11 protein-coding genes are annotated in these 11,721 nt (G+C 44.0%); 3 read left to right on the top strand and 8 right to left on the bottom strand.

Going from position 1 to position 11,721, the window contains the following annotated elements; translation table 11 throughout:
- Window positions 1-655: 655 nt before the first annotated feature.
- Window positions 656-1,561, bottom strand: a complete 906-nt coding sequence (locus OC23_RS18175) for a LysR family transcriptional regulator (protein WP_038346370.1) — start codon at window positions 1,559-1,561, stop codon at window positions 656-658.
- A 92-nt stretch (window positions 1,562-1,653) separates the two neighbouring features.
- Between OC23_RS18175 and OC23_RS19605 the strand changes: the two genes are divergently transcribed.
- A complete protein-coding gene (locus OC23_RS19605; protein ID WP_264673654.1) occupies window positions 1,654-1,782 on the top strand; it encodes a hypothetical protein in 129 nt (42 codons plus the stop codon).
- A gap of 261 nt (window positions 1,783-2,043) precedes the next feature.
- Here the strand turns inward: OC23_RS19605 and OC23_RS18170 are convergent, their stop codons facing one another.
- Both OC23_RS18170 and OC23_RS18165 read right to left on the bottom strand, forming a co-directional pair.
- The gene (locus tag OC23_RS18170; RefSeq protein WP_038346369.1) at window positions 2,044-2,895 is read right to left on the bottom strand and encodes an ADP-ribosylglycohydrolase family protein; all 852 of its coding nucleotides are present in this window, start codon (window positions 2,893-2,895) and stop codon (window positions 2,044-2,046) included.
- A gap of 402 nt (window positions 2,896-3,297) precedes the next feature.
- Complete coding sequence (locus tag OC23_RS18165) at window positions 3,298-4,191, bottom strand: LysR family transcriptional regulator (protein ID WP_038346368.1); 894 nt, start codon at window positions 4,189-4,191, stop codon at window positions 3,298-3,300.
- A gap of 94 nt (window positions 4,192-4,285) precedes the next feature.
- Between OC23_RS18165 and OC23_RS18160 the strand changes: the two genes are divergently transcribed.
- A complete protein-coding gene (locus OC23_RS18160; protein WP_038346367.1) occupies window positions 4,286-4,738 on the top strand; it encodes a PACE efflux transporter in 453 nt (150 codons plus the stop codon).
- A gap of 65 nt (window positions 4,739-4,803) precedes the next feature.
- On the opposite strand, the gene phoR is transcribed toward OC23_RS18160, so the two are convergent.
- The 3 genes from phoR to OC23_RS18145 all read right to left on the bottom strand — a co-directional run bounded on the left by phoR (window position 4,804) and on the right by OC23_RS18145 (window position 7,808).
- A complete protein-coding gene (phoR, locus tag OC23_RS18155) occupies window positions 4,804-6,162 on the bottom strand; it encodes a phosphate regulon sensor histidine kinase PhoR (RefSeq protein WP_038346366.1) in 1,359 nt (452 codons plus the stop codon).
- Window positions 6,163-6,172: 10 nt separating this feature from the next.
- Window positions 6,173-6,883, bottom strand: coding sequence for a phosphate regulon transcriptional regulator PhoB (gene phoB, locus OC23_RS18150; protein ID WP_004776327.1), 711 nt, complete (start codon window positions 6,881-6,883; stop codon window positions 6,173-6,175).
- 250 nt (window positions 6,884-7,133) lie between these two features.
- Window positions 7,134-7,808 carry a TetR/AcrR family transcriptional regulator gene (locus OC23_RS18145; RefSeq protein ID WP_038346365.1) on the bottom strand — a complete coding sequence of 225 codons (675 nt, stop codon included), beginning with the start codon at window positions 7,806-7,808 and terminating at the stop codon, window positions 7,134-7,136.
- A gap of 302 nt (window positions 7,809-8,110) precedes the next feature.
- Between OC23_RS18145 and OC23_RS18140 the strand changes: the two genes are divergently transcribed.
- Entirely contained in the window at window positions 8,111-8,938 is an 828-nt protein-coding gene (locus OC23_RS18140) for an SDR family NAD(P)-dependent oxidoreductase (protein WP_038346364.1), read from the top strand.
- 51 nt (window positions 8,939-8,989) lie between these two features.
- Here the strand turns inward: OC23_RS18140 and OC23_RS18135 are convergent, their stop codons facing one another.
- Window positions 8,990-10,357 (bottom strand): MATE family efflux transporter, encoded by a 1,368-nt coding sequence (locus tag OC23_RS18135; RefSeq protein ID WP_038346363.1) that lies wholly within the window; start codon window positions 10,355-10,357, stop codon window positions 8,990-8,992.
- A gap of 95 nt (window positions 10,358-10,452) precedes the next feature.
- Entirely contained in the window at window positions 10,453-11,607 is a 1,155-nt protein-coding gene (locus OC23_RS18130) for a methionine aminotransferase (RefSeq protein WP_038346362.1), read from the bottom strand.
- Window positions 11,608-11,721: the final 114 nt, after the last annotated feature.

Genomic DNA, 11,721 nt, shown 5'->3' with positions numbered 1-11,721 from the left:
CCTATCAGGTATAGGTGGATATACGATTGATAAATTTGGCCAGGATTTATGTATTAATGAATATATCGCGATAGCAACGATTACCTATTTTAACCAGTTAAATGGGGTCTCCGCTAATGATCCATCTATGTTAGTGATGTGTGGTGGAGTATCCATCATCTTTTCAATAATTTTAACCTTCATAAAAAACAAATACGTTTATGTTGCTACGGCATTTCTATTACTTGTTTTAGAGTTGATTCTATTAAATATGATGGAAACCGTGCCCTATAATGAAATTATTTATGATTCAATTACATACTGTGCTAATTATTCCGTGCTGATATGGTTTATTTTTCAGCTAGCGTTCTTGGTTTTCAGTAGTTTTTATCTTTTAAAAAGGGAATAGACTTTATTTAACTTTGATAGAAATTTAACCTAAACCTTGTAAGCTTTTACTTACATCGATTCAGGTCAATGTCCCATTTTCAGGCAGAGCTGAATTGCCTAATATGAACTCATCAGGAACAGGAAGTTCCAGAACATAAAACAAGAATGATAAGTTTGCGCACTAGGACGTGAGGTACGACAGGAGTTGCACCTAATCACGAAATACCGGAAAAGCCCGACAGGATGTCGGGCTTTTTTCATTTGATCTTCAGCTTTAAATGCCAACTTATGTTATGGACTGGGCACGGTAATAAGCATGAATCGAGGCTGCACACTGCTCGATGAGTATATCTTCATCCTTTTTCCAGATCAGTTTCACTTCGCTGAGTGTGTTCTCATCCTGAATCGGAATCAGCCGGACATTGCCAGGCAGAATCATTTTAAACTCTTCAGGCACAATACAAATGCCAAAGCCATTGGCAACCAGTTCCAGTTGAGACTTTTTCCTTGAATAAATTCGGCTTCTTTTCGGAGAAAAACCATTGACCAGACATAAGTTGGCGGCCAGATAGCTGAGACCGCCACGCGCTTTATGCGGTACAGAAACAAAATTTAATGACGCTAATTCACGGATCGAGATACTTTCTTTTTCACTTAAAACTGGGTCGGCAATATGGGCAGCAACATAGAGCGGGGCAGTGTATAAACTGATCGAATTCACTTCATCTAAATTGTGATAAATCGGCGGCCGGATAAAACCCAGATCAATACTGCCATCTAATAAATATTCGAGCTGTAATTCAGAGGATAAAGTATTCATCTCAATATCAATATGATGGGTATTGCAGAGTTGCTCAAAGATATCCAGTTTGCTGTGATCCAGCACGATACTGCTGGAATGTGCAATTTTAAGAATACGGCCTTCCCCCCGACTGATACTTTGGGCACTGGCAATAGAACTTTTTAAGTGATCAAGACTGGTTTTTAAGCTTTTATACAGTGCTTCTCCTGCAACGGTGAGTTTGATCTTTTTCTCAGAGCGGTCGAAAATCTCGAAGCCTAATTCTTCTTCTAAATTTTTAATTTGTCTGCTTAAGGCCGATTGGGCAATAAACAGCTGCTCGGAAGCGGCCACAAAACCGCTCGTTTCGACAATCGTGATTAGATAATTGAATTGTTTAAAGGTCCACATATCTCAAAATTAGATTGGTAGCTGCTTTTTCTATATTAGATGAGATGGAAAAAATCTTATACCTTTTTATAGACATGTTTATGAGGGGACAAATGATGAGACTGAAAAAGCAGATTATGATTTTGCTGGGCTCCGTGCTGATCTGTTTGCTTGCACAGGACTATGATCGTTATATGAATGTACGGGCATTATCACAGCAGACTGATTTATCAGGAGATTAGCTAAAGCTTCAATCCTCTTTGAGATCATGACCAATTGTATCAATGAGATGAGTGTATGACGATGTACGCTTTTGCTTACACCATTCAAGGTCAATGTCCCATTTTCAGGCAGAGCTGAATTGCCTAATATGAACTCATCAGGAACAGGAAGTTCCAGAACATAAAACAAGAATGATAAGTTTGCGCACCAGGACGTGAGGTATGACAGGAGTTGCACCTAATCACGAAATACGAAAAAGCCCGACAGGATGTCGGGCTTTTTTAATGATTATCAATAGGATTTAGTAAATTAATCAAATCACTATCCAAGCTCTTTAGAAAATGGATTCCATAAACATTTTCTTTTAGCATTTCAAAAAGATGATTTGGTAAATCATTTTTATATTCTGTAAAGCATGTGGCTAGGCCTATAGCTATAGAAGCAACACTATCAGTATCTCCACCTAATTGAATGCATGCTTTCAAAAGTGAACTCATTGAGTTATGTTTTAATAAGCAGGTAAAAGCCGCACTAACGGTATCATATGCACTTAAAGAAACCCTTCCTTGCCAATTAAAATCCCATTTATTCAAGCCTTCACATTCTAAGAGACTCTTTAACTCTGCTAATGGACCTTTCTCTTGTAAGCCAAAGTATGCTGCTAAACCTACTGCACAACTAGAAGATATCCCTAGTTTAGTGTTATGTGTTATTTGTGCTTGTAATGTAGCAAACGTAATAACATCACTCCTATTCTTTAAAAAACCTATAGGTACTGAACGCATAGCTGCACCATTTCTTTCACTGGTTGAGATCAGCATATTAAGTAACTCTTTCCCAGATTTAACTTGAGTTAACAAATTGTAGAAACCTTCAGAATAGCCGAACCTAATATCTCTTTGAAAACATTCTATAAATTTTGTAGCTATATTTTCTTTAGTCCATTCTGCTCCAGACAAGATAAATTCAGCTATAGCAATCGACATTTGAGTATCATCTGTATATTGACCTGAAATATCGTATAACTCATGTTGGCAGTATGACCCTAAGTTATTATGAGCATTAATTTTTTCTGTGGTACAAAACTCAAATCCTGCACCATATGCATCTGCAATAGCTATTTCAGTTAACACGCAAATTAGCCCTCTTTTCCACCATATTTTTAATAAAATCTAAGCAGAAAAAATAATCTATTTCATATCTTGAGTAAAATGAGTTAAGAAAATCCCTCTACGTTTAGTTACTTTATCATCAAATAAACTAATGGAACGGCGTATTTTGAAGTATTACTGTTTTATTAAAGCAAATTTCATTTAATGAATATCATAAAAATTGTGTACGCTTTTGCTTACACCAATCAAGGTCAATGTCCCATTTTCAGGCAGAGCTGAATTGTCTAATATGAACTCATCAGGAACAGGAAGTTCCAGAACATAAAACAAGAATGATAAGTTTGCGCACCAGGACGTGAGGTATGACAGGAGTTGCACCTAATCACGAAATACGAAAAAGCCCGACAGGATGTCGGGCTTTTTTTATTCAATCAGGATTTCTTTACTCCACAATTCAATCAGCATCCGGATGGTCTGGCTTAACGGCTTATGGCTGGGCCAGATGGCATGAATGGGCATATCCAGCCGGTTGGTGGTGTCGTCAAATTCCAGCCGAATCAAACTGCCTTTGGCGAAATGTTCCTGTACGATAGAGAGCGGAAAATTTCCCCACCCAAAGCCCTGTTCTACCATATTGATTGCCATCAATAAACTATCGCTATACCAGTATGAGTCGGATACCAGAACCCGCCGGTCGGGAAGTGGATAATGCTTGCTCGCTACAATGATTTGCCGGAGCTCAGAGAGCATGGTCAGCTCATTTTTATGATTTTCCTTGAGCTGTTGTGCGCCTTGGGGAGAAATTGCAGCCACAAATTTTTCCATACCCAGTAAGCGAAAACGTTCATTCAGGTCAAGTTCGGATGAGCTATAGGCAATATAAAGATCGATTTCATGTCGCTGTAAACGTGCTTTTAATTCCTGTTGTGGCGCACTGACCATTTCAATATCTAACAGGGGATAACGTTGCAACAGATGTTGTATGCCCGACAATAGCGGCCTCTGGTTAACATCGGCTGCGATTCCCAGCGCAATCCGGGTTTCCAGTCCTGTTGAAAGCTCGGTTAAATGCATTTCCAGCTGACGTAGCTTGGTCACCACCAGTCTGGCATGCGGCTCAATCGATAAGGCAATCTCAGTCGGGGCCAGATGATTTTTACTGCGTTCAAACAATTTTAAATTTAATTCTGCTTCCAGATTGGCAATCGCCATACTGACTGCGGAAGGAACCCGGTTTAGCGCCCGTGCAGCCGCCGAAAAATTACCACGATCAATAATTTCCAGAATCAGCTCAAGCTGTTCACTGGTCAATTTCATGTCTGTTTCCTTGTCAGTCATACTGATAACGATTGACTTTTTTTATCAAAATTTAAGCGTAAAATCCACTCATTATTGATTTTAAGGTGTGCTCATGCAAGGAACCAAGAGAAGAATCACGTATGTCTTTTTCTATGAAGTCTTTAGCTTTTTTATTTGTGCAATGGTGCTGGCAGTACTGTCAGGTACCACCATTAGCCATACCGGCCCATTATCAATTTTAATTGCAGTCATCGCCGTGACGGTAAACTTTTTTTATAACTACGTGTTTGAGATGTGGGAAAAAACACAGTCTTTGAAAAAACGTACTGTATTAAGACGGGTCGCTCATGCGATCGGTTTTCAGGTTGTGCTGGTGATGATTTTGATTCCACTGATCGCCTGGTGGATGCAAATCAGTCTGGTCAAGGCCTTTTTACTGGACTTTAGCCTGATGGTGCTGATCCCATGCTATACCTTTGTTTATAATTACTTTTTTGATCATGTTTTTGGGTTGCCGAGTCATTTGCTCGAGTCAACAGAGCCTAAGGCGACTGCCAGTCACTAACCGAAACGGGTCACACAAAAAAAGCCGATCAGGAAGAATCGGCTTTTTTTATCAGCATGCTCTTGCTACAGCATACGATACAGGCGTTCTTTCGGAAAGACTGCGGTAAAGGTCGAGCCTTCGTTTTCCTTGGACGTGATTTCCAGATGGGCACCATGTTGCATCAGGACATGCTTGACAATGGCCAGTCCCAAGCCGGTACCGCCGGTTTGCCGGCTACGTGCGCTATCCACCCGATAGAAGCGTTCAGTCAGGCGCGGTAAATGTTTGGGGTCAATGCCGATTCCATTATCCTGTACGCTAAAGAAAGCATGATCGCCGGCCTCATGCCAGCCAATGGTAATAATGCCGCCGGGCGGGGTATATTTAATTGCATTGGTGATCAGGTTGCTGAATGCACTGGCGATCTCGATGTCCGAGCCAATCAGGTCACAATGGCTATCAATATCCAGATTCAGGGTATGACCATAATCCAGATTATAGGCACGGGCATCATCAAAGATCTGGTTCATCAGGTTGGCCATATCAATAATCTGGTTCTTTGCAACTTTTTTATTGTTTTCCAGATTGGACAATAACAAGAGATCATTGACCAAGGCATTCATACGTTTGGTCTGGGATTGCATTTGCGTGAAAGCACGTTTCCAGCGTGGGGTAATATCATCCTGATCGGTAAAGGTTTCGATATAACCGCTCAATACCGTTAACGGGGTACGTAACTCGTGGGAAATATTGTCAACAAAGTCTTTACGCATCTGTTCCAGATTATGGACACGGGTCGTGTCATAGGCGACCAGCAAACGGCTTTCGCCTCCAAAGCGGGTCAGCTTGACCTGTACATAACGTTCTTCATCCATTTGGGCTTGCAGACGAATGCCATCAGGAGACTGTTCGCTATGATTAAAATATTCAATAAAGCTGGGTTGGCGCAGAATAGACAATAAATTGCGGCCACGATCCAGCGGGCTAATCCCGAGCAGTTTTTCCGCTGCCGGATTCCACCATTCGATCTGGTGCTGATCATCAATCAGTACCACGGCTTCGGCCAGTGCCACCAGAGAAGACTGGGCACGGTCAATCAGGCCGACCATTTCGGCCTGAACGATACGTTCCTGACGTTGTGCACGGTAGACATTGAACAGTAATGCGCCCCAGATCCCGTTCAGGTTGGGTGGGACATCATAAGGACGGTTTGAAATCCATTCATTGACCAGATAAAGTGAACGGAGCTGCAAGGCAAAGAACACCACAAAAGCAACAAAGATACAGCTCCAGAAGTAACCGGCCCCCAATCCGATTAAGCTTGCAATCACCAAGAAAAAAAGTAACAGCCTTAAATCTTGTTTTGCAAACGTCCATAAACTGCTGTAGCGAAAACGCTGGTGTTCACGTGCGAGTTCAGGAACGGGATACGGTTCGTACATAAAAGATTTTTTAACCTACTGCTAAATCAGCTCGTGTCGAGAAACGGTAACCGGTGCCACGAACCGTCTGCACAAAGCGGTCAACACCAAAAGGCTCCAGTACTTTGCGTAAACGGCGGATGTGTACATCAATGGTACGGTCTTCAATATAGACATTGCCACCCCAGACCTGGTCGAGCAGTTGCGCGCGTGTATAGGCCCGTTCCGGATGCGTCATAAAGAAGGCCAGTAGACGGTATTCGGTTGGCCCCATGTCTAAAATACTGTTGCCAAAACTGACGCGCTGGCTGACCGGGTCCAGTAACAGGCCATTGGCATCAATGACTTTTTCACCGCTGAGGGCATTGGCACGACGTAATACCGCCTTGATACGGGAAACCAGTTCACGTGTCGAGAAGGGTTTGGTCATGTAGTCATCTGCACCAGCATCCAGCCCCTGGACTTTATGGTCTTCTTCACCCCGTGCCGTCAGCATGATCACAGGAATTTCAGACAGGTTTTCGTCGCGCTTCAGGCGACGGCATAAGTCTACACCACTGACACCGCCCGGTAACATCCAGTCCAGCAAGATAAGTGCAGGACGCTGGTCAACGATAATCTGATGCGCCTGTTTGGCATCTTCCGCCTGTAAACACTGGAAGCCTGCCATATCCAAAGAGGTATGGATCATTTCGCGGATCGGTAACTCATCATCGACAATTAAAATATAGTCATCTTTCACAGCGCAATACCCTTAAAATCTGTAACGGTGAACCGTTTTGTTGTTATGACAGGCTTATTACAAAGATTAATTATGACAATATCATTGCAAAAGAGGGAATAAAGTCGAATTTAGCAATAAATTGTGACAATTGTGGGGCAGCACAATGACCATATGATGACAGTGAATCTAGCCATAAAGCAAATAAATTCATTTGTTTAACTAAACTGTCATTTCATGCAGCTGCCTGTCACAAAACTGTAAAATGATTTTATCTTTTTTGCGAGGTGGTTTCGATAAAGGATAAAAATACCGCACAACAGGCAGATAAAACATCTTCGAGCGGTTGTTTGAAGCCTTCCGAGACCCAGCGGATAATAATATGGGTTACATAACCGTTTAAGCCGGTTGCCATCAGCGATACTTCTTCCGTGCTCTGCGGTGCATTGGGCATGGTGATCATCACAAAGCCCTGGATAATACGGTCGAACTGGGTCAGGGTTTCCTGAATGGTGGCCTGATTATGCAGGTCCTGCACCAGCATGGCATCAATATAAATAATCCGTGCCATACGCGGATCATCCTTGATGGCATTTAATAATGCGGATAAGCCGGCATTGACCATATTTTTAGGTTCAGGTGCTGCCATGAGCACGGCCTGAGTCAGGCAACTCTGCATCTTTTCAATCATTTTCAGGAATACGGTCTGGAACAGCTCCTCACTTTTCTTAAACGATTCATAAAAGTAGCGCTCTGTCAGCTTGGCCTCGTTGCAGACGTCCTTGACCGTGACCGAGAAGAAGCCATGGGTGCCATAAGTCGCAATCCCTGCTTCAATCAGCTTTTCACGCCGTGCCTCTTTACGTTCGGTTAAAGAGAGCCCCTTGAACTGGCGCTCTTTGGTCGCTGTCTTTTTTTTCTTGTCTGTCGCTTGCTGTTTTGCCATTAAAAAACCGTTCCCTAAAATTCTCTAAATCGTGTCACTGGTGCTTTTTTACCGGGTTGCCATGCACTATTGGACTAGCATATCGCAATTTTGAAAATATGCCTTGTCTGTTTTAACCCGCTTCGCTCAGGAATGTAAATAGGCCTATTATGACATGCTGGATGTCTATTATTGCTATTTGTCTTAACGCCCGGCTGTACTATATTGACAACCTGTATTGTCAAAATTATATTGGTTACAGCTTAAACTGCACATGGTCTCGGTGAATATGTGCACATCATTCGCAATACAAAGGATAGGCAATGAAAAATTTTAAAAATAAAGTCGCAGCGATCACCGGTGCAGGTTCTGGGATTGGACAACAGTTAGCCGTTTTGCTGGCGAAACAGGGCTGCCATTTATCGTTGAGTGATATCAATGAGAAAGGCCTGACACAGACTGTCGAGCTGGTAAAACAGTATCCTGTAACCGTCACCACCAAGGTGGTTGATGTTTCAAACCGTGACGCGGTAAAGCAGTGGGCACAGGACACCGTACAGGATCATGGTTCGGTAAATATGATCTTCAATAATGCAGGTGTGGCACTGGGTTCAACGGTGGAAGGTGCCAGCTATGAAGATCTGGAATGGATTGTCGGAATTAACTTCTGGGGTGTGGTTTACGGTACCAAGGAATTCCTGCCGCTGATTAAACAAACCAAAGATGGGCATATCATCAATATTTCCAGTATTTTTGGTTTAACCTCACAGCCGACCCAGTCTGCATATAATGCAACCAAGTTCGCAGTGCGTGGTTTTACAGAGTCATTGCGTCAGGAACTGGACATTGAAAAGAGCGGTGTCAGCTCACTCTGCGTGCACCCGGGCGGGATTCGTACCAATATTGCCAAAGCCGCAAAAATGAATGACAGCCTGAAGAGTCTGGGCATGGACCCGGGCAAGTCGATTACACAATTTGATAAATTCCTGCGTACTCCGCCAGAAGAAGCTGCGCGCCAGATCTTGAATGCAGTACTCAAAGACAAACGCCGTTTATTGATTGGTACCGATGCACGTATTGTGGATTCTTTCCAGCGCCTGTTCCCGACTGGTTATCAACGCATTGCGGCGCTTGCGACCAAAATGCTGTAATTTGTCCCGCCATAAAAAAGCCATTCTTTGTGAATGGCTTTTTTATTTTCTTTAAATCAGGACCTTGATTTTTGATTTTTTCCAGAAGAATTGATAATAAAAGCCTTGGAAGATACATAGGCTGACAAAGGACAGTGCATAGGCAATCCAGATCCCGGTTAAGCCCCACATTGAGCTAAACCAGTAGGCACAGGGAACTTCGATCAGGAGAATGGTGAAAATATTGATCAGCATCGGCATGTTGACTGTACCGCTGGCACGCATGATTGAAGCAAAAATTGCACTGGCGCCAAAGAACAGGATTGACCACAGCACAATAAATAACAGTTTTTGCCCCAGTATCATCACGCTTTCATCGGTAATGAATAAGGCCATTAAATATTTGGAAAACAGATAGGCCAGTACAATCAGGGTTCCGGTAAACAGGATATTCATACCCAGGGCGGTACGGGTCACTCTGGCCAGTAAGTCGGGCTGGCCTGCACCAATGGCTTGTGCGGCAAAGATGGAGGCTGCAATGGAAATGGAAAGCGCTGGGAACTGGATATAGTTCAGCACCTGATTCACGGCACCATAGGCAGCGGTGGCATGCGCGCCGTAATGGTTAATCAGGCCGACAATGACCAGTCCGGCTAAAGAGGTGGTGACCATCTGGACTCCGGTGGGAATCCCGAGCTTCAAAATGAGCTTGCTTAACGTAGCATCATGTCGGATATGCCGGATTAACTGGCGATCAATCTTCAGGGGATGATTTTTATGGTTCAGATAAAATGTTAAAAAAATCAGCACCAAGGCATAGCCGAGAATGGTTGCAATAGCCGGGGCAACAATACCTAAAGCAGGAAAACCGAAATAGCCTTTGAGCAGGACCGGGGTGACTGCCAGCCCAATCAGGCTGGTCAGGCTTAATGCAATCAGTGGGGTGACACTGTCGCCGACACCACGCAAAATCGAGGTATAGATAATATAGACAAACAGCAACGGGCTACCCACCAGCATCCATTGCATATAGGGCAAGGACAGATGCATGACCCGGGCATCCGTACCGAGCAGCTCCAGAATATCCCGGGCGAACACCAGCCCAAGCACGGCAATGATACAGCCACCAATCAAGGTCATGAACAGCGTAGAACCGATGACACAGCGCACTTTTTCAAGATTCTGTGCCCCCCAGGCCTGTCCGACCAGCACGGTGGTACCGGCTGAAATCCCGATCACAAAGGCCAGTAAAAAGAACAGGATCGGAAAAAAGACCGATACGGCGGCAATGGCATCTACGCCCATCATTTGCCCGACAAAAACGGTGTTAATGGTACCTGATAAGTTCTGCAAAATATTGGTGGCAATCAAAGGCACCAGAAATACAAAAAAAGTTTTCCAGAGATTCGGTTGCATCACCAGCGGTTGACGTGGAGTCATTCGGTTTCCTTTACCCTCTCCTGCATGTCTCTCATTGTCAACATAGCATCATCAGCAGCAGGGAAAGCTTTATGGTTCGGTTTATTTTTTGTTGATCAACACTGGAGGAGAATGTCTCCTGCACGTTGTAGGGTCTGGTCGGTTTTGGCGAAGCAGAAACGGATCAGACGCAGTGATTCTGGCGCTTGTCGGTAAAACACGGAAATCGGAATCGCCACAATCTTGTGTTGCTCTGCCAGAAACTGACACATCTCGACATCATTCAGATCAGGGCGAATCTTGCTATAGTCCAGATTCTGGAAATAGGTGCCTTGCGAAGGCCTGAACTGAAAACGTGAGTGTTGCAGCTGGGTATTCAACAGATCCCGTTTCGCCTGATAAAAGCTAGGGAGCTGTTGAATATGTTCAGGATGCTGTTGCATGTATTCGGCCAGTGCCAGTTGACACGGCATATTGCCACAGAAATTGGCAAACTGGTAAATCTGTCGAAACAGGCGCATCAGCTGTGGTGAGGCTACACAATATCCCGTTTTCCAGCCGGTAACATGATAGGTTTTACCAAAAGAGCCAATGACAAAACTACGCTCTCTTAGTTCTGGGAATTGGAGGGCGCTATAGTGTTTCTGCCCATCAAAGACCAGATGCTCATAGACTTCGTCTGACAGCACCACGATATTTTTATCTTGAATCAGTTCAATCAGTTGACGCCAGTCCTGTTCTGACCAGATGGCACCGGTTGGGTTATGCGGAGTATTGACAATGATCATGCGGGTTTTGGCATTGATACGGTCTTTGACTTTTTGCCAGTCCACCTGAAAAGAAGGTGCTTCCAGATTGAGATGAATGGATTTTCCTCCCGCCAGTTGAACCGCAGGGGCATAGCTGTCATAGCTTGGATCGAAAATAATCACTTCATCGTCTGCATGAATGCAGGCTTGAATGGCGCAAAAGATGGCAATGGTTGCGCCTGAAGTAATGGTGATTTCTGTGGCAGGATCCAAGGGGAGGTGGTCGCGTTGTAAAAACTGGGCGGCGAGCTGTTCACGCAATGCCATGACACCATCACCTGCCGGGTACTGGTTATAGCCTGAGAGGGTGGCCCGGGTCAGTGCTTCCAGCAGGGCAGGCGGGGCCGGGAAATCGGGAAAACCCTGGGACAGGTTGAGAGCGTTGAGCCGGTGTGCGAGTTCAGTCATGATGCTAAAAATGGTCACGCCTTGGCTTGGGAGTTTTGACTGAAGTTGCAACATGATTGAAATTACCTAATTAAATTTTAATGAATTATTTATTGTGGCGGTGTCTTGCCGAGTACTCACCTAATTTCAGGATAAGCCTTCAGCTGGAGTTACTTTGGTTTTGCCCAA

The sequence above is a fragment of the Acinetobacter sp. A47 genome (genome assembly GCF_000805455.1).
Taxonomy (GTDB): domain Bacteria; phylum Pseudomonadota; class Gammaproteobacteria; order Pseudomonadales; family Moraxellaceae; genus Acinetobacter.
The sequence above is the reverse complement of the archived record's forward strand: the minus strand, read 5'-3'. Positions and strand labels throughout refer to the sequence as shown.